The following is a 17,316-nucleotide window of genomic DNA, read 5'->3' as shown; positions in this document are numbered from 1 at the left end:
GTTGAGAGGCTTCGCGGCACCGCACACCGAAGTCTTTCCGCCCCGTCGGAACCCGCGTCATCAAACTGAGATCGGATCGCGCTCTGGATCCCGGCACCGTTCAGCCGCCGGGAGAGGATGCCGTGGCCGAGGTTGAGGAGATGCCGGTCCGCGTGCGGACGCTGTTCCTGTCCGACCTGCATCTCGGCACGCGCGGCTGCCAGGCCGGCCTGCTGCTGTCGTTCCTGAAGGACTACGACGCCGACACGATCTACCTCGTCGGCGACATCGTGGACGGCTGGCAGCTGCGCTCGGGCTGGTACTGGCCGCAGGAGCACAACGACGTGGTGCAGAAGCTCCTGCGCAAGGTCCGCAAGGGCGCGCGGATCGTCTACCTGCCCGGCAACCACGACGAGTTCCTGCGCGACTACGTGGGCACGAGCTTCGGCGGCATCGAGCTCGCCGAGACCGCGATCCACGAGGCGGCCGACGGCAAGCGCTACCTCGTCATCCACGGCGACCAGTTCGACATGGTCGTGCGCCACTCGCCGTGGCTCGCCCATCTGGGCGACGGCGCCTACACGCTGGCGCTCTCCCTCAACACGCTGATCAACAAGGTGCGGCGGCGGCTCGGCCTGTCCTACTGGTCGCTGTCGGCCTGGGCGAAGCTGCGCGTGAAGAACGCGGTGAGCTTCATCGGCCGCTTCGAGACGATCCTGGCCGAGGAGGCCCGCCGCCAGGGCGCCGACGGGGTGATCTGCGGCCACATCCACCACGCCGCGGACCGGCCGATCGGCGACCTGCGCTACCTCAACACCGGCGACTGGGTGGAATCCTGCACCGGGCTCGTGGAGCACTACGACGGCCGCATCGAGGTGCTGCACTACCCGAGCCTCCTGCGGGCGCGGGAGGCCGAGGTCGTGCCGCAGCCCCTGCCGGGCCGGCGCGCGGTGGCGTGAGGGCGCCGCCGTGAAGCTCCTGATCGCCAGCGACGCGTGGCACCCCCAGGTGAACGGCGTCGTGCGCTCCCTCGAGCAGATGGTCCGGCGCGCGCCGGGGCACGGCTTCGCCACGACGCTGCTGTCCGTGGCGGATTTCCGCTCGCTGCCGCTGCCGGGCTACCCCGAGATCCGCCTCGCCTATGCCGGGCGCGAGCGGGTGGCGGCGCGCTGGCGGGCCGAGCGGCCGAGCCACGTGCACATCGCCACGGAGGGGCCGGTCGGCCTCGCGGCGCGCCGGCACTGCCTCGCGCACGACCTGCCCTTCACGACGAGCTACCACACGCGCTTCCCGGAATACCTCGCCGCCCGCGCCCCGGTGCCGGAGGCGTGGTCCTACGCGTACCTGCGCCGGTTCCACGGCGCCGCCCGCGGGACGATGGTCAGCACCGCCTCGCTCCAGGGCGAACTCGCGGCGCGGGGGTTCGGCCGGCTGATGCGCTGGACCCGGGGCGTGGACACGGAGCGGTTCCGGCCGGCCGAGCCCGGGACGCCCGTGCCGGCGGAACTCGCCGGCCTGCCGGGGCCGCTGTTCCTCTACGTCGGGCGGCTGGCGGTGGAGAAGAACGTCGCGGCCTTCCTCGCCCTCGACCTGCCCGGCACCAAGGTGGTGGTGGGCGACGGTCCGGACCGCGCGCGGCTGCAGGCGCTCGCGCCGGCGGCGCACTTCCTCGGCACCCGCACCGGCGCGGACCTCTCGGCGGTCTACGCGGCCTGCGACGTCTTCGTCTTCCCGAGCCTCACCGACACGTTCGGCATCGTGCTCTTGGAGGCCCTGGCCAGCGGGCTCCCGGTGGCGGCCTTCCCGGTTCCGGGTCCGAACGACGTGGTCGGCGGCACGCGGGTCGGCGTGCTCGACCCGGACCTGCGGGTCGCCGCGCTGGCGGCCCTGCGCCTGTCGCGCGCCGAGTGCCGGGCCGAGGCCCTGCGCCGCGGCTGGGACGTGAGCGCGCGGCAGTTCTTCGGCAACATCGTCGAGGCGCATGGCGGCGCCCGGAGCACTCGCGACGCCGCCTGACGCGTGACGGCGTCCGCGCGGAATGGCAGGAGGGCGCGATGCCACCCGCCAAGCCGCCAGCCAAGCCGCCAGCCGGATCGCCCGCCGGACCGGCCGGGTCCGCCAGAGCCCGGCCCCCGGTCGCCGGGCCGTTCGATCCCGCCCGGGCCGCCGCCTATCCGGCGGCGATCGGCTGCGACGAGGTCGGGCGCGGCGCGCTCTGCGGGCCCGTGGTGGTGGCCGCGGTCTGGTTCGATCCGGCGGCGATCCCGGCCGACCTGCTCGCGGCCCTCGACGACAGCAAGCGCGTCCCCGAGCCCGTGCGCGACCGGCTGGCCCCCCTGATCCGCGCCCACGCGCGGGTCGCGGTGGCGGCGGGGTCGCGCGCCCTGATCGACCGGATCAACATCCGCGGCGCGACCCTCGACGCCATGGCGCGGGCGGTGGCGCGGCTCGGCCTCGCCGCGCCCGTGCTGGTCGACGGGCGCGACGCCCTGCCGGGCTTGCCCGGCCGCGCCGTCATCGGCGGCGACCGCTTGGTGCCCCAGATCGCCGCCGCGTCGATCGTCGCCAAGGTGCTCCGGGACCAGCTGATGCGGCGGCTCGCCCGGCGCCATCCCGGCTACGGCTGGGAGCGCAACGTCGGTTACGGGACGGCCGTCCACCGCGCCGGCCTGTCGCAGCTCGGGCGCAGCCCCCACCACCGGCTCAGCTTCACCCGCGGCTTCGACTGAGCCGGGCGACGGGTCACGCGGCCCGGACGCCGGTGAGGAAGCGCTCGACCTCCGCGGCGAGCTCCTCCGACTGACGCGTGAGCGCGGTGGCGGCCGTCAGCACGTGGTCGGCCGCGCGACCGGTCCGGTCGGCCGCCTGCGCCACGCCGGCGATGTTGCCGGTGACCTCCTGCGTGCCGGCATTGGCCTGGGCGACGTTGCGGACGATCTCCTGCGTCGCCGCCCCCTGCTGCTCCACCGCGGCCGCGATGGCGGCGGCCACGGCGTCGATCTCCCCGATCCGGCCGGTGATCGTCCCGATCGCCCGCACCGCCTGACCGGTCACGGTCCGGATCTCGCCGATCTGCCGGCCGACCTCGTCGGTGGCCCGACCGGTCTGGGCGGCCAGTTCCTTGACCTCGGTTGCGACGACCGCGAAGCCGCGCCCGGCCTCGCCGGCCCGCGCCGCCTCGATCGTGGCGTTGAGCGCCAGCAGGTTCGTCTGCGCGGCGATGCGGGCGATCAGCTCGACGACGGCGTCGACCCGGGCGACGGACGCGTTCAGCGCCGCCACCAGGGCGGCCGTCTGGTCGGCCTCGCCGACCGCGCTCCGGGCCAGCTCGGACGAGCCCTGGACCTGCCGCCCGATCTCCTGGACGGAGGTGCCGAGTTCCTCCACCGCGGCGGCCACCGTCCTGACGCCGGCGGACGCCTCCTCGGCGGCCGCGGCCACGGTATCGGACTGGCTGGCCGTCTCCTGGGCTGTGGTGGTCATCTCCCAGGCCGTGGTCTGCAGTTCGGCCGCGGCGGCGGAGACCTGCCCGACGATGCCGGCCACCGCCGCCTCGAAGGTCTGCGCCATCGTGTGCGTCATGGTCCGGCGCTGCGCCTCCGCGGCGCGCGCCGCCTCGTCCGCCTCTGCCTCCAGGGCGCGGGTGCGGACGAGGTTGTCCCGGAAGACCTCCACGGCCGCCGCCATCGCGCCGATCTCGTCCCGCCGCCCGCGGGCCGGGATCTCCACGGCGACGTCGCCGGAGGCGAGCGCCCGCATCGCCTGGATCATGGCCCGGAGCGGCCCGAGCACGCGGCGGACGACGACGACGGCGCCGGCACCGGCGAGCAGCACCGATGCGGCCAGGAACAGGCCGGTGTGCAGGAGCGTCGCCCCCGCCTCAGCGAAGAGTGCCTGCGCGCGGGCGACCATCGCGTTCAGCGCCGCCTCGGCGAGGTCGGCGATGGTGTTGACCTCCCGCGTGTTGCGGTCGCGCAGGTCCTGGATCGCGACGCCCGGCGGCTGGCCCCGGCTCAGGGCCGCCCGCAAGGCCTGCCGCCGCGCCGCGACCTCGCCCTCGAAGTTGCTGCTGCCCGCCCTCACGAAGGCGTCCTGGACCGCCCGCGGCAGCGTGTCGTCCATGTGATCGACGAGATTCGCCCAGCTCGCCGCGACGCGGCCGCGCTCCTCGGCCTCCGCGAGGCGCTCCTCCTCGGACCAGCCCGTGCCCCGCGTCACGGCCGTCTCGGCCCGCGCCACGTTGCCGCCGATCGCGACCCGCGTGATCCAGGCGGCGCGCTTGATGTCCAGGGCGCGGGCCAGCGCCGCGTCCCGGCGCGGGATCGTGACGTCGACGGCCCCGCTGGTCGCCGTGAGGGCGTCGAGCAGATCCCGGAAGGCGGTCGCGGCGACCTCCGCGGTCGCGGCCTCGCGCTCCGCGACCGGGACCGCGAGGGCCGCGTCGATCCGCGACGTCAGGCCGGTGACGGCCTCGTGCGCCCGTCGAAGCGGATCGACCGTCTTCGCCACCGCGGCGGTGTCGATCGCGCGCACCAGCCTCAGGAGCGCCTCCAGCCGGTCGATCCGGGTCGCGCGCTGTCGGGCGATCAGGGCCGCGTCGGCGGGCGGGATCCTGCCCGCGGCGATCAGCGCCTGCAGGGTCCGCCCCCGCTCGAGGCGCACGGCGAGCAGGATCTCGAGGAGGATACGGCTGCCTTCCGTGAGCGCGACGACGCGGCGGCTCTCCCGCTCCTGCACCCCGGCCTCCAGCGCCGTCCGGGCGCCCGCGGCCAGGAGCATGGCGCTGAGTGAGAACAGGATCGCGCACAGGATCGTGCCGATGGACGGACGCGGAAGACGCAGCATGAGGGTCGGGATCTCTCTTCGCGGTGCGTCGAGGCGTGCGGCCCGCCCCCGGGCTGCCCGGTTCGAGCAGGGCGGCCGGTCGGCCTCGGTCGACGGAAAGGCTGAGCGACGCGACAGGCACCCCGACGCGGCGCCGGCCCGGTTCGCTCGAAGGGCGCGGCGAGGGCGCGGCGAGTCCGGGGGCTCACCGGCGATCCCGGTCCGGTCATCGGACCGGGAGTTCGCCCGGTCGGCATCGGAGGTCGAAACCCCGACACGCTACCGTCTCAAGGAAGGCCGGCAGTCGCGACCGGCAGAACCGAGCCGGGCCGCGGCGCGCGGCTCGCCCGCGACCGGATCACGGCGCACAGCGTCCACTGGCGGGATCTGCGGACACGGACGCCGGACAAAATCGCGCTCTTACGCACAGAACGACCCTCAATATAGAACTGAAATTCGATAACTCAATCAAACTTGGTCAAAATCTCGCAGTAAACCTCGCGATCTCAGGCATTTGAACCACAATGACACAGATGTCAATCTTACGTTCTGCGATTTTCCTCACACGTTAGAAATCTAAAAATCCACTTTTGAAGCAAAATTTGAGTCGTTTTCTATCTTTGAAACTATATTTCTACGCCGCTTCCGGCCAAAATGACTGGAATTTTCGCTGAACCGTACTGTGGGACAGGTCCGCTGCCTCGCGCGCGCCGCCGCGTCGGTCGCGTGTCAGAACAGCGCCAGCTGCGCGCCGGGCTTCCGGAAGGCGTCGCGATTCAGCGCGATGCGCCCGAAGGCGAAACCGAGACGCGTGCCGGCGAGCCGGACCCGCTGGCCGATCATCGCCGCGTAGGCGCCCTCCCCGCGGAAGCGGTGGCCGAAGCGCGGGTCGTTCTCGCGCCCGCCCCGGGCTTCCCGCAGGAGTGCGAAGGCCCGCGCCCTGCGTTCGGGATAGTGCTCGGTGAACCAGTCCGCCACGAGGTCCGCGACTTCGCCCGGGAGGCGCAGCAGCGCGTGGCCGATCCGGCTCGCTCCATGCGCGCGCGCTTCGGCCAGGATCGATTCGATCTCGTGGTCCGTCAGGCCGGGGATGATCGGCGAGACGTTGACCATGACGGGCACGCCCGCCGCGCTCAGGCCCCGCATCGCCGCGAGCCGCTTGCCCGGCCGCGGCGCCCGCGGGTCGAGGCGGCGGGCGAGGTCCGGATCCAGCGTCGGCAGCGAGATCGCCGCCAGCACGAGGTTCTCCGCCGCCATCTCGGCCAGGAGGTCGAGGTCGCGCAGCACGAGGTCCGACTTGGTGGTGATGCTGACGGGGTGGCGGGCCTCCCGCAGCACCTCCAGAACTGCGCGGGTGAGCCGGTGCTCCCGCTCGACCGGCTGGTAGGGATCCGTGGCGGTGCCGAGGGCGATCGTGTCGGGCCGGTAGCCCGGCGCGGCGATCTCGCGGGCGAGGAGGCGGGCGGCGTCCGGCTTGGTGAAGATCCGCGACTCGAAGTCGAGCCCCGGCGACAGGCCGAGCCAGGCATGGGTCGGGCGCGCGTAGCAGTAGATGCAGCCGTGCTCGCAGCCCCGGTACGGGTTGATCGACCGGTCGAACGGGATGTCGGGCGAGCTGTTGTGCGCGATGATCCGGGCGGACCGCTCCGGCGTGACCTGCGTGCGCAGGGGTGCCGGAGCGTCCGCCGTCCAGGTCTCGTCGTGGAACGCCTCGCGCCGGGCGGATTCGTACCGGCCCGTCGGGTTGGCCGTCGCGCCGCGCCCGCGCCGGGCGGCCGGTTCCGCGACGCTCGGCCTGAGTCGCGGCGCGGCCCCGGATGCGGTCCCATCGCGCGTGTCCCCCATGACGACTCGCCTCCCTCGCGGATCCATACAAGAACATAGAGCGAACACGACGGCGAAGGGCGCCTTTTTTTCAGGCAAATGCGGCTCTGCAGACCGTCCGGGCGACGGCGCGTCGCCGCGCGGGCCGCGGGGCAGTTTACGGCGCCGCAGAATCGTCTATGCGCGCGCTCATGCTCTCCGCCGTGACCTATCTGGCCGAACCGGCCGATCCGGACGCGATCGATCGCCTGGCCGACACGCTCAGCGTGCTCGTCTCCGGCGTGGCCGGCGGCCTCGTCGGCGACGCGGTGATCGTCGCGGGCCGCGAGAGCGAGGCCGTGGCGGCCGTCGCGGAGGCCACGGGCGCGACCCTCGTGCTGCACCGGGGCGGCAATCCCTACGCGGCGGGCGCCGCCGCGGCCCGGCGGGACTGGATCCTGTGCCTTGAGGCCGGCGACGTCCCGGCCGAGGGCTGGATCCGCACCCTCGACCGCTTCGTCGGGACCGCGCGGCCGGAGACGGCGCTCGGCCGCCTGCACCGCCCGGCCGGGCACTGGCTCGGCCGGCTCGTCAGACGGGCGGAGACCGTCGTCGGCGCCCGGCAGGCCCGGGCCGGCGACGTCGTCCGGCGCGAGGCCCTGCGTGCCGAGGGCGCGTTCACGGGTCGCCTCAAGGTCAGACCACTGATCGCGCGGATCGAGCGCGCCTGACCGGAAAGATCTTGCTCGGGAGAATCTTGCTCGGAAGAATCTTGCGCCCGCTCACGTTGTTGTCGGTCGATCCGCCTCTACAACTCTGAAAGCGCGGCAGGATCGTCGCCGTCTCCGGACATGATGACGCGCGCTGAGCCACCCCGATCTGGAAGGATGGTGCAATGGATTCGTCGGGCCTGATGGGGCGCAAGTCGGTCGAGGACATCGTCGAGAGCGGCGAGGGCGAGCAGCAGCTCTCGAAGTCGCTGGGCGCCCTCTCGATCACCGCGATGGGCATCGGGGCGATCATCGGCGCCGGCATCTTCGTCCTGACCGGCACCGCCGCGGCCCAGTATGCCGGGCCGGGGATCATGCTGTCCTTCGTGCTCGGCGGCATCGCCTGCGCCTTCGTCGGCCTCTGCTACTCCGAGATGGCCGCGCTGATCCCGGTCGCCGGATCGAGCTACACCTACACCTACGCGACGCTCGGCGAGTTCTTCGCGTGGCTGATCGGCTGGGACCTGATCCTCGAATACGCCATGGGCGCCGCCACCGTGGCGGTCGGCTGGTCGGGCTACGTGACGAGCATCCTGAAGAGCGTCGGCATCGTGATCCCGGCGCAGTTCGCCAACGCGCCGGGCACGCCGATCGAGGGCGGCGGGACCGCGCTGCTGAACCTGCCGGCGGTCCTGATCGTAGCGCTGATCACGATCCTGCTGATGCGGGGCACGAAGGAATCGGCGCTCTTCAACAACATCATGGTCGCGGTGAAGCTCACCGTCGTGGTCGCCTTCATCGCCCTGGGCTGGGGCCACGTGAACGCCGCGAACTGGAGCCCGCTCATCCCGGACAACGACGGGACCTTCGGCCATTTCGGCTACAGCGGCGTCCTGCGCGGCGCGGGCGTGGTGTTCTTCGCCTTCATCGGCTTCGACGCGGTCTCGACCGCCGCCCAGGAGGCGCGCAAACCCCAGAAGGACATGCCCATCGGCATCCTGGGCTCGCTCGCGGTCTGCACGATCCTGTACGTGCTGGTCGCCGCCGTGCTGACTGGGCTCGTGCCCTACAAGGACCTGAACGTCCCGGACCCGATCGCCAAGGGCGTCGACGTGATCGGCATCGGCTGGTTCGCGTTCCTGATCAAGCTCGGGGCGCTGACCGGGCTGACGACGGTGATCCTCGTCCTGCTCTACGGCCAGAGCCGGATCTTCTTCACCATGGCGCAGGACGGCCTGCTGCCGAAGATGTTCTCCCACGTCCACCCGACCTACCAGACGCCGTATCGCAGCCAGGCGATGATCGGCGCCGCGGTCGCCGTGGTGGCGGCCCTGGTGCCGATCCACATCCTCGGCGAGATGGTGAGCATCGGCACGCTGGCCGCCTTCATCCTCGTCTGCGGCTCGGTGCTCTACCTCCGGCGGGCCGAGCGCACCATGAAGCGGCCGTTCCGGGCGCCCGCCGTGCCGGTCGTGCCGATCCTCGGCATCCTGTCCTGCCTGCTCCTGATGATCGGCCTGCCCCTCGACACGTGGCTCCGGCTGGTGATCTGGATGGCGCTCGGCCTCGTCGTGTACTTCTTCTACGGCCGCAAGCACTCGGTCCTGCGCCGCAAGGAGGGGAACCTCGCGTAGCGCGCGGCCTCACACCGTGAGGCTCGCGCCGCGCCGCAGGTGCTCGTCGAGGCGCGGCATGATCTCCACGAAATTGCAGGGCCGGTGCCGGTAGTCGAGCTGCTGGGCCAGGATCCCGTCCCAGGCGTCGCGGCAGGCGCCGGGCGAGCCCGGCAGCACGAACACGTAGGTCGCCCGCGCGACCCCCGCGGTGGCGCGGGATTGCAGGGTCGAGGTGCCGATCTTGTCGTACGAGATCCGGTGGAACACGGCCGAGAAGCCGTCCATGCGCTTCTCGAACAGCGGCTCCAGCGCCTCGGGGGTGACGTCGCGGCCGGTGAAGCCGGTCCCGCCGGTGGTGATCACCACGTCGACGCCGGGGTCGCGCAGCCACGCCTCCACCCGCGCGCGGATCGCCGGGACCTCGTCCGGGACGATCGCGCGGGCCGCCAGAGCGTGCCCCGCCGCGGTGAGGCGCTGGGTCAGGGTGTCGCCCGACCGGTCGTCCTCCGGGCGGCGCGTGTCGGAGACGGTCAGGACCGCGATGTTCAGGGGGATGAAGCGGCGGGCGTCGGTCTGATCGGCCATCGTGCGGGCTCTCCGGGGCGGGAGACCGATATGGGCCCGGCGGGACCGCTTGTCGCCCCCGGGCCGCCGCGCGCGCAGCCCCCTTGCGGCCCGCCGCGAAGTCGGCTGTGCTCGCTCGACCCCGTCGGAGACCGCTGACCCATGCACATGTACGGCAACTGGCGCTCGGCCGCGGCCTTCCGGGTGCGGATCGCCCTGAAGCTGAAGGGCATCGCCTACGAGGAGACCTTCATCGACCTCGACGCGGGCGACCAGCACGAGCCGGCGTTCCGGAAGATCAACCCGCAGGGCGCGGTGCCGGCGCTGTTCGACGGCGACGGGCCGCCGCTCACCCAGTCGCTGGCGATCCTCGACTACCTGGAGGAGACGCGCGGCGGCGTCCGCCTCCTGCCCGAGGAGCCCCGGGCCCGGGCCCGGGCCCGCTCGCTGGCGCAGGTGGTCGCGTGCGACACCCACCCGCTCTACGTGCCCCGGGTGCGCACCTTCCTGATGGAGCATTACGGCCTGCCCCGGGAGCGCATGCTGGATTTCCTGCGCAACGCCTTCGAGACCGGCCTCCGGACCCTGGAGACGCGCCTCGCCACCGAGCCGGGGACGGGCCGGTTCTGCCAGGGCGATTCGGTGAGCCATGCCGACCTCTGCCTCGTCAGCCTCTGGGTCGGGACGGACATCTTCGGCATCGACACGGCGGCCTACCCGACGGTCGCGCGAATCGCCGAGGCCTGCCTCGCCCTGCCGGCGGTCGCGGAGGCGCACCCGCTGCGCCAGCCTGGCGCCCCGCCGGCGTGACCGAGCTCCGCGCGCCGCCCGTCCGGTGCGCGACGTCGCACTCGTGACCGGGGGTCGCGGCCGGCGATGTGGTATTCGGCAACCCAGGCCGTGTAAGGAGGCCGGCGACTGATCCCGGTCCGGGAGGAGAAAGAGTGTCGATGGCATCCGTCGAGAACGAGTCGGGCCTTCATCGCGTCGTGGTGGTCGGCGGCGGCGCCGCCGGACTGCAGCTGGTCACGAAGCTCGGCGACAAGCTCGGGCGCGGCAAGCGCGCGCACGTCACCCTCGTGGACCGCGCCCGGACGCATATCTGGAAGCCGCTGCTCCACGAGGTGGCGGCCGGCAGCCTCGACGTCGGCCACCACGCGGTGGATTACCTGCACCACGCCCACATGCACGGCTTCCGCTACCGGATCGGGCGGATGACCGGGCTCGACCGGGAGGCGCGCACGATCCAGCTCGCCGCGAGCCACGACGCGGAAGGGCGCGAGATCACGCCCGAGCGCGCCGTCCCCTACGACACGCTGGTGATGGCGGTGGGCTCCACCACCAACGATTTCGGCACGCCGGGCGTCGCCGAGCACGCCATCGCCCTCGACACCCAGGACCAGGCGGTGCGCTTCCACCAGCGCCTCGTGAACGCCTCGCTGCGCGCGCACACGCAGGCCGGCCCGGTCCGGCCCGGCCAGCTCCACGTCACGGTGATCGGCGCGGGCGCGACCGGGACGGAACTCGCCGCCGAGCTCCACCGGACCCTGCGCCACGTCGTCTCGACCGGGCTCGACAAGATCGACCCGGGCAAGGACATCCGCATCACCCTGGTCGAGGCCGCCGACCGGATCCTGCCGGCGGTGCCGCAGCGCCTCTCGGCCGAGGTGATGCAGCTCCTCAGCAAGATCGGCGTCGACGTGCGCGTGAAGGCGCGGGTCACCGAGGTCCGCGCGGACGGCGTGCAGCTCGCCGACGGCACCTTCATCCCGTCCGAGCTGGTCGTCTGGGCGGCCGGCGTGAAGGCGCCGCCCTTCCTGCAGGGCATCGGCGGCCTGGAGACGACGCGGACCAACCAGCTGGTGGTGACGCCCACGCTGCAGACCACCCGCGACCCCGACATCTTCGCCATCGGCGACTGCGCCTATCTGGTCGAGGCCGGCTCCGACACGCCGGTGCCGCCCCGCGCGCAGGCGGCCCACCAGCAGGCGAGCCACCTGATCAGCCAGATCCCGGCCAGGATCGACGGCAAGCCGCTGAAGCCGTTCCGGTACAAGGATTTCGGCTCGCTGGTCTCGCTGGGCGAGTACTCGACCGTGGGCAGCCTGATGGGCTTCGTCCGCGGCAAGAACATGCTCATCGCCGGTCTGTTCGCCCGGATGATGTACCGCTCGCTCTACAAGATGCACGAGCGGGCGCTGCATGGCACGGCCAAGACCGCCCTCGACACCCTGGCCCGCGCGCTCACCCGGCGCACCGAGCCGCGGGTGAAGCTGCACTGACCGTCGCCGTACGAACCGAGGACGGGCGCCCGGATCGACCGGGCGCGACACAGGAAGGAAACGCCATGATCCTGGTAAGCGTGATGTACCCGGCCGGCCCGAGCTTCGACATGGGCTACTATCTCGGCCACCACATGCCGCTGGTGCGCGAGCGCTGGTCGTCCCTCGGCCTCCACGACGCGAAGGTCGTCAAGGGCGCCGGCACGCCGGACGGCGGCGCCGCCCCGTTCCAGGTGATGGCCCTGCTGACCTTCGAGTCGGTCGACGCCTTCAAGAAGGCCGTGGCCGCCCACGGCGAGGAGATCTTCGCCGACATCCCGAACTTCACCGCGGCGCAGGCCCAGGTGCAGCTCAACGACTTCGCGGAGAACCCGTGATCGACATCGTCAAGGCGGTGCAGGAGGCCGATCCGAGCCTCGGCAGCTACGTGGTCGTGCTGCGCACCGACGCCCGGGCCCTCGACGGCGCGGAGCGATTCACGCCGGAGGCGCAGGCCTGGATCGCCGAGAAGGCGCCCAGCGGCCGGCTCGCCCGGGTGCGCGTCCTGCTGGCGCCCTATCCGGGCGCGGAGCCGGCCGCGCGCGAGGTCACCGTGGCGGCCTTCGCCGACGCGCGGGAGCTCGCCGCCTTCGCGACGACCTGGACGGGCGATCCGCTGCCGGAGGAGCCAGGGGACTCTCTTCCCGACTGACGGCTCCGGAGCCGCCGTCTCTGCGAGCGGAGTAGGCGATCCAGGGCAGCGCGGCGCTCACCGGCGGCGCGCCGACCCTGGGTCACTTCGCTCCGCCCGCGACGACGGAAAGGGTCCTCGATACCGCGCGCGGACTCACGCCGCGCGCAGCTGCCGGATGGCTCGCAGCGCGGTCGCCCGCTGGATCTCCAGGCGCCGGATCAGCGGCATCAGGTCGGCGCCCGCGTGGGCGGCGGCCTCGACCTCCCGGCACAGGCTCGACAGGCCGACGAAGCCCAGCAGCCCGGCCGCCGCCACCAGAGCGTGCGCGTCGTGGGCGATCTGCAGGCGGTCGGTCTCGCTCGGCCGGAACCGCTCGGACAGCTCGTTCGCCAGGAGATCGAGCAGCGCCCCGACGCGATCGGTGCCGAAGCTCGCCTCCATCTCGGTCAGGACCGCCGCGTCGAGCACGGCCGAATCGACCTGCGGCAGGCGGCGCGGCACCTCGGCCCGCGCCGGCCGCCGCGCGCCCGGCGCCGTCCAGCGGCTGATCGTGGCGAAGAGGTCGGCCCGCCGGAACGGCTTGCCCACATGGTCGTCCATCCCGGCCTCGCGCAGCTCCTCGATCTGCGACGGCAGGACGTTGGCGGTCATGGCGACGATCGGGATGTCGCAGGCGGGCGGCGCGAGGGCGCGGATGCGGCGCGTGGCCGTGAGCCCGTCGACGCGGGGCATCTGGACGTCCATCAGCACGAGATCGTAGGCCCGGCCGGCCGCGACGGACGACCCGACCGCCGTGATCGCCTCGGCGCCGTCCCCGGCCACGTCCACCGCGTAGCCCTGGGATTCGAGCACCGCGCAGGCGAGTTCCTGGTTGAGCGGCACGTCCTCGACGAGGAGCAGCCGCAGCGGCGCGCCTAAGACCTCGCCGGCCGCCGGAGCCGCGGCTGGGGGCGGCCGCGACGGCCCACCCGCGTCGGCCGCGGCGCCCGGGGCCGCGGTGTCCCGCTCGCCGCGGGGCAGCACCAGCCGGAACCAGAAGGTCGAGCCCGCCCCCTCGCGGCTCTCGACCCCGATCTCGCCGCCCATCAGCGACACGAGGTGCCGGGAGATCGCGAGGCCGAGGCCGGTGCCGCCGAAGCGCCGGCTGATCGAGCCGTCGACCTGGCTGAACCGCTTGAACAGCCGGTCCTGCTGCGCCGGCGCGATGCCGATGCCGGTATCGACCACGGAGAACCGGACCGCGTCGCCGGGGCGCCCGTCGGGGGCGACGCCGTCGCCCTCCCGCTCCGCGGTCACCGTGACCGAGCCCTCGGGCGTGAACTTCACGGCGTTGTTCAGCAGATTGAGCAGCACCTGCCGCAGGCGCCCGGCATCGCCGACCACGAAGGTCGGCAGGGCCGGGTCGATCCGGGCCTCGATGGCGAGGCCGCTGCGGAGTGCGCTGCCCCGCACGATCGAGACCGTGCTGTCGACGGTCGAGGCCAGCGGGAAGGTGACCGGATCGAGGGTCAGCTCGCCGGCCTCGATCTTCGAGAAGTCGAGGATGTCGTTGACGACCGTGAGCAGGGCCGCGCCGGAACTCTGGATCAGCTCGAGGCGCCGCCGGTCCTCGTTCTGGATCGCGTCGCCGTCGAGGAGCAGCTCGGCATAGCCCAGGATGCCGTTCAGCGGGGTGCGGATCTCGTGGCTCATGGCGGCCAGGAACTCGCTCTTGGCCGCGCTCGCGCGCTCCGCCTCGGTGCGGGCCGCCTCGGCGTCGCGCGTGGCGGTGCGCAGCGCCGCCTCGACCGCCTTGCGCTCGGTGATGTCGAGGTGGAGGCCGACCATCCGCTGGGGCTGCCCGTCGGTGCCGCCGAGCGTCCGGCCCCGCGCGTAGAGCCAGCGCGCGCCGACCCGGAATTCGGCCGCGTAGGGGGTGCCGGACTCGACCGCCCGCCGGATCTCGTTCCAGACATCGGAGACGTCGTCCGGATCGATCAGCGCCGTCCACGCGGAGGCCGAGATCGTGTGGGCGCCGCCGGTCTCCGGCAGGCCGTGCATCCGCGCGCTCTCCGGGCTGAGGACGGCGAGCCCCGTGCGCATGTCCCAGTCCCAGGTGCCAGCCTCCGCAGCGTCGAGGGCGATGTCGAGCAGGCCGCTCGCCTCCTCGACGGCGAGCCGCGCCGTGACGATGTCGTCGACGTCGAGGGCGGTCCCGAGCCACTCCGCCACCGCGCCGTCCGCCGGGTCGAGGCGGATCGGGATCAGCGAGAGCTTGTGCCACCGGTAGACGCCGTCCTGACGCCGGATCCGCCACTGGCCGCTGTAGCCCGTGCCGGTCTCGACCGCCCGGATCCAGGCCGCCTCCATGGCGGCGGCATCCTCGGGGTGGTTCCGGACGAGGCGCTCCGCGCGCTCGGGCCCGATCGGCCCGTAATAGGACTGGAACTGCGCGTTGGCGTAGGTCGCCTGACCGTCCCCGACCCGCATGGTCCAGACCAGGAGCGGCAGCGCCTCGGCGAGGCCCCGGTAGCGCAGCTCGCTGCGGCGAACCTCGTCCTCGGCGCGCCGGCGCTCGGTCACGTCGATCAGGACGCCGAACAGGCCGGCGCCCGCCCCCTCCCCCCGGGCCATGCCGCGCACGACCACGTCGCGCAGCGCGCCGTCCGGCCGCAGCAGCCGGGCCTCGAAATCGAACCGGACCCCGCGGGCGATCGCGTCGGCGACGATCGCCTCGAGCCGGGCGCGGTCGTCGGGGTGGTAGATCTGCGCGAAGGCGTCGAGATGCGGCGGCGGGGTCGCCGGGTCGCGGCCCGCGATGGCGTAGAGGCTCGCCGACCAGACCGGCTGCCCGTCCGCGAGCTCCACGCGCCAGTTCCCGACGCTGGCGAGCTGCTCGGCCATGGTGAGCTGGAGGTTCGCCGCCTCCTGGGCGCGGGCCCGGGCGTTGATCTCCCGGTGCTGCTCGCGGATCAGCGCCTCGCGGATCGCCGCCTGCGCGATCTCCCGGTCGCGCCGCGCGTTGGCCTCCGTGAGGCGCAGATGCGCCACGACGATTTCGGCGAGGTCGCGGAAGGCGGCCGAATCCTCGGGCGAGAAGTCGGAGCGGGGCTCGGGATCGGCGAGGCAGAGTGTTCCGACCGGCAGGCCCGGCTGGAGGCTCAGGGCGATGCCCGCGTAGAACCGGATCCCGTCCGGCGCGGCGGCCACGGGCAGGTCGCGGAAGCGCGCGTCGAGCCGCGCGTCGGGGACGACCACGAGGGCGTCGCTGCGGATCGTGTGCTGGCAGAAGCTCTCGTCCCGCCGCATCGTGGTCGGCACCCCGGCACAGGGCGTCTTGAGCCACTGGTGCGTGTCGCCCAGGAAGGCCACGAACGCGCTGCGCACGCCGAACAGGCGCCGGGCGGTCCGGCAGACGGCCTCGAAATGCGGTTCCGGCGGTGTCCCGAGGATCGCGAGGGCCTCGAGGGCCGCGAGCCGGTCGCGCTCGTTGTCCGGCTGTGTGCTCACGTACCGTCTCCGGGTGCCGATCGGCCGCGACCGAGCGATGCCGCGCCTAGCGCCGCGTTTCAAGCGCGCCCGCCTGCGGCCGCGTGCCCATGCGCAACCGCGCGGCCTCCAGCGCCCAGACCATGCCCAGCATCATGTAGACGTGGCGCCACTTCTCGATGTCGATCTGGACGGCCTGCAGGAAGAACATCAGCAGCGCCGGCCAGACGATCTGGGCGTGCGCCCGGACCGGCGACGGCCGCGCCAGGAGCCGGAAGCCGACGAGGCCGGTCGCCACCACGAGGCCGATGAACACGGCCCCGCCGAGCCAGCCGCCGTTGGCGAAGGAGCCGATGTAGGAATTGTGCGGTTCGAGCCCGAAGATCAGCCGCCAGTGCATCGGCCCCATCCCGAACGGCCGCTCCAGCAGCATGGCGAAGCCGCGGATCTGGTTGCCGAAGCGGCCGGTCTCGCCCTGGTCGTAGTCCTGGGTCAGGGCCGCCCGGGTCTCGAACATCTTGTGGACGTGGTCGACCGAGAGCAGCCCGATCACCGCGACGGTGCCGAGAACGATGGTCGCCAGGGTCAGGAGCACGATGCGGCGGCGCAGGCGCGGGGAGTCGCTGCCGGCGTAGACCGATCCCACCATCAGCAGCACCGCGACGGCGCTCCCGCCCCAGGACCCGCGCGAGAACGACAGGAAGATGCCGGCCACGATGATCAGCAGGCCGGCGAGGGACACGAGCGGCCGGCGCGTGGAGCCGGTGAGCAGGCCGTGCATCAGGTAGAGCGCGCCGAGCGTCAGGAACGAGCCGAAGACGTTCGGGTCCTGGAACGTGCCCGAGGCCCGGTCGTACTTGTAGAACAGGTCCTCGATCCCGAGCCATTGCAGGTAGCCGACGATGCCCAGCGCCGCCGAGAACACGCAGCTCGCCGTGTAGGCCTTGAGCGCCAGCTCCATCCGGGCGTGCGTGTCGTCCGCGAAGAACATCGCGAAGAAGATGCAGGTGATCGAGAGGTAGACCAGCTGCACCGTCCAGGTGACCGGGAACTCCTCGTTCAGGTAGGGCAGCAGCGCGGTGACGATGCCCGCGAGGTAGAGGAGCAGGAGCGCCACCAGGGGCACCGCCCCGCGGTGCAGCCGGACGCCGAGGCAGAGCCAGAGCAGGATCGTGGGGATCGCGACCGCGTCGTAGGGCGAGGTCTCCGAGAAGGCGAAGCAGGCGAAGAATACGAACGCCGCGAACAGCGCCTTGCCCAGCCCCTCGACGGCCGCGATGAGCGGGATTCCGCCCGCCGACCCGGACGGGACCGGGCCTGCGGGCGCTGCGGTGTGGGCCATGGATACGCGGGCTCCGCGGGCCGGTTACGCGGGCCCGCGCCGTCCGTGATGCCAC

Annotated in this window: 14 protein-coding genes; 9 read left to right on the top strand and 5 right to left on the bottom strand. The window is 72.8% G+C overall.

Annotation, left to right across the window (positions count from 1 at the left end; genetic code table 11):
* Window positions 1-122 precede the first annotated feature (122 nt).
* The 3 genes from BM314_RS02575 to BM314_RS02565 are packed head-to-tail and all read left to right on the top strand — an operon-like array spanning window position 123 to window position 2,708.
* Entirely contained in the window at window positions 123-938 is an 816-nt protein-coding gene (locus BM314_RS02575) for a UDP-2,3-diacylglucosamine diphosphatase (protein ID WP_020092658.1), read from the top strand.
* 10 nt (window positions 939-948) lie between these two features.
* Window positions 949-1,995 carry a glycosyltransferase family 4 protein gene (locus BM314_RS02570; protein WP_091976755.1) on the top strand — a complete coding sequence of 349 codons (1,047 nt, stop codon included), beginning with the start codon at window positions 949-951 and terminating at the stop codon, window positions 1,993-1,995.
* A 38-nt stretch (window positions 1,996-2,033) separates the two neighbouring features.
* A complete protein-coding gene (locus BM314_RS02565) occupies window positions 2,034-2,708 on the top strand; it encodes a ribonuclease HII (RefSeq protein WP_091976753.1) in 675 nt (224 codons plus the stop codon).
* A gap of 13 nt (window positions 2,709-2,721) precedes the next feature.
* Here BM314_RS02565 and BM314_RS02560 read toward each other — a convergent pair whose 3' ends face one another.
* Entirely contained in the window at window positions 2,722-4,824 is a 2,103-nt protein-coding gene (locus BM314_RS02560) for a methyl-accepting chemotaxis protein (protein ID WP_091976752.1), read from the bottom strand.
* Between the two features lie 708 nt (window positions 4,825-5,532).
* Window positions 5,533-6,648 carry a PA0069 family radical SAM protein gene (locus BM314_RS02555; protein ID WP_091976750.1) on the bottom strand — a complete coding sequence of 372 codons (1,116 nt, stop codon included), beginning with the start codon at window positions 6,646-6,648 and terminating at the stop codon, window positions 5,533-5,535.
* Between the two features lie 158 nt (window positions 6,649-6,806).
* On the opposite strand from BM314_RS02555, the gene BM314_RS02550 reads away from it, so the two are divergent.
* Together BM314_RS02550 and BM314_RS02545 are read left to right on the top strand one after the other, a co-directional pair.
* Window positions 6,807-7,337 carry a hypothetical protein gene (locus BM314_RS02550; protein ID WP_091976749.1) on the top strand — a complete coding sequence of 177 codons (531 nt, stop codon included), beginning with the start codon at window positions 6,807-6,809 and terminating at the stop codon, window positions 7,335-7,337.
* 164 nt (window positions 7,338-7,501) lie between these two features.
* Window positions 7,502-8,950 (top strand): amino acid permease, encoded by a 1,449-nt coding sequence (locus tag BM314_RS02545; protein ID WP_091976748.1) that lies wholly within the window; start codon window positions 7,502-7,504, stop codon window positions 8,948-8,950.
* A 9-nt stretch (window positions 8,951-8,959) separates the two neighbouring features.
* Here BM314_RS02545 and moaB read toward each other — a convergent pair whose 3' ends face one another.
* The gene (moaB, locus tag BM314_RS02540; RefSeq protein WP_091976746.1) at window positions 8,960-9,517 is read right to left on the bottom strand and encodes a molybdenum cofactor biosynthesis protein B; all 558 of its coding nucleotides are present in this window, start codon (window positions 9,515-9,517) and stop codon (window positions 8,960-8,962) included.
* Window positions 9,518-9,658: 141 nt separating this feature from the next.
* Here moaB and maiA point away from each other — a divergent pair, with 141 nt between their 5' ends.
* From maiA to BM314_RS02520, 4 genes are all read left to right on the top strand, one after another.
* Entirely contained in the window at window positions 9,659-10,306 is a 648-nt protein-coding gene (gene maiA, locus BM314_RS02535; protein WP_091976744.1) for a maleylacetoacetate isomerase, read from the top strand.
* Window positions 10,307-10,446: 140 nt separating this feature from the next.
* Window positions 10,447-11,778 carry an NAD(P)/FAD-dependent oxidoreductase gene (locus BM314_RS02530; protein ID WP_091976743.1) on the top strand — a complete coding sequence of 444 codons (1,332 nt, stop codon included), beginning with the start codon at window positions 10,447-10,449 and terminating at the stop codon, window positions 11,776-11,778.
* Between the two features lie 65 nt (window positions 11,779-11,843).
* The gene (locus tag BM314_RS02525) at window positions 11,844-12,155 is read left to right on the top strand and encodes an EthD family reductase (RefSeq protein ID WP_091976741.1); all 312 of its coding nucleotides are present in this window, start codon (window positions 11,844-11,846) and stop codon (window positions 12,153-12,155) included.
* The gene (locus BM314_RS02520) at window positions 12,152-12,469 is read left to right on the top strand and encodes a hypothetical protein (RefSeq protein WP_091976740.1); all 318 of its coding nucleotides are present in this window, start codon (window positions 12,152-12,154) and stop codon (window positions 12,467-12,469) included. The genes BM314_RS02525 and BM314_RS02520 overlap by 4 nt, the downstream gene beginning before the upstream one ends.
* A 135-nt stretch (window positions 12,470-12,604) precedes the next feature.
* On the opposite strand, the gene BM314_RS02515 is transcribed toward BM314_RS02520, so the two are convergent.
* A complete protein-coding gene (locus BM314_RS02515; protein WP_091976738.1) occupies window positions 12,605-15,940 on the bottom strand; it encodes a GAF domain-containing hybrid sensor histidine kinase/response regulator in 3,336 nt (1,111 codons plus the stop codon).
* 46 nt (window positions 15,941-15,986) lie between these two features.
* Entirely contained in the window at window positions 15,987-17,261 is a 1,275-nt protein-coding gene (locus tag BM314_RS02510; RefSeq protein ID WP_091926133.1) for an O-antigen ligase family protein, read from the bottom strand.
* Window positions 17,262-17,316 lie beyond the last annotated feature (55 nt).

This window comes from Methylobacterium sp. 13MFTsu3.1M2, from assembly GCF_900112625.1.
In the GTDB taxonomy this organism is placed as follows: Bacteria; Pseudomonadota; Alphaproteobacteria; order Rhizobiales; family Beijerinckiaceae; genus Methylobacterium.
This window is presented reverse-complemented; position numbering and strand designations above follow the sequence as displayed.

What these genes read in the sequence shown, in the direction of transcription:
- BM314_RS02565 (WP_091976753.1), top strand. Translation starts at nt 2,034, where the DNA reads ATGCCACCCGCCAAGCCGCCAGCCAAGCCGCCAGCCGGATCGCCCGCC.
- BM314_RS02510 (WP_091926133.1), bottom strand. Translation starts at nt 17,261, where the DNA reads ATGGCCCACACCGCAGCGCCCGCAGGCCCGGTCCCGTCCGGGTCGGCG.
- moaB (WP_091976746.1), bottom strand. Translation starts at nt 9,517, where the DNA reads ATGGCCGATCAGACCGACGCCCGCCGCTTCATCCCCCTGAACATCGCG.
- BM314_RS02560 (WP_091976752.1), bottom strand. Translation starts at nt 4,824, where the DNA reads ATGCTGCGTCTTCCGCGTCCGTCCATCGGCACGATCCTGTGCGCGATC.
- BM314_RS02530 (WP_091976743.1), top strand. Translation starts at nt 10,447, where the DNA reads ATGGCATCCGTCGAGAACGAGTCGGGCCTTCATCGCGTCGTGGTGGTC.
- maiA (WP_091976744.1), top strand. Translation starts at nt 9,659, where the DNA reads ATGCACATGTACGGCAACTGGCGCTCGGCCGCGGCCTTCCGGGTGCGG.
- BM314_RS02525 (WP_091976741.1), top strand. Translation starts at nt 11,844, where the DNA reads ATGATCCTGGTAAGCGTGATGTACCCGGCCGGCCCGAGCTTCGACATG.
- BM314_RS02545 (WP_091976748.1), top strand. Translation starts at nt 7,502, where the DNA reads ATGGATTCGTCGGGCCTGATGGGGCGCAAGTCGGTCGAGGACATCGTC.
- BM314_RS02550 (WP_091976749.1), top strand. Translation starts at nt 6,807, where the DNA reads ATGCGCGCGCTCATGCTCTCCGCCGTGACCTATCTGGCCGAACCGGCC.
- BM314_RS02555 (WP_091976750.1), bottom strand. Translation starts at nt 6,648, where the DNA reads ATGGGGGACACGCGCGATGGGACCGCATCCGGGGCCGCGCCGCGACTC.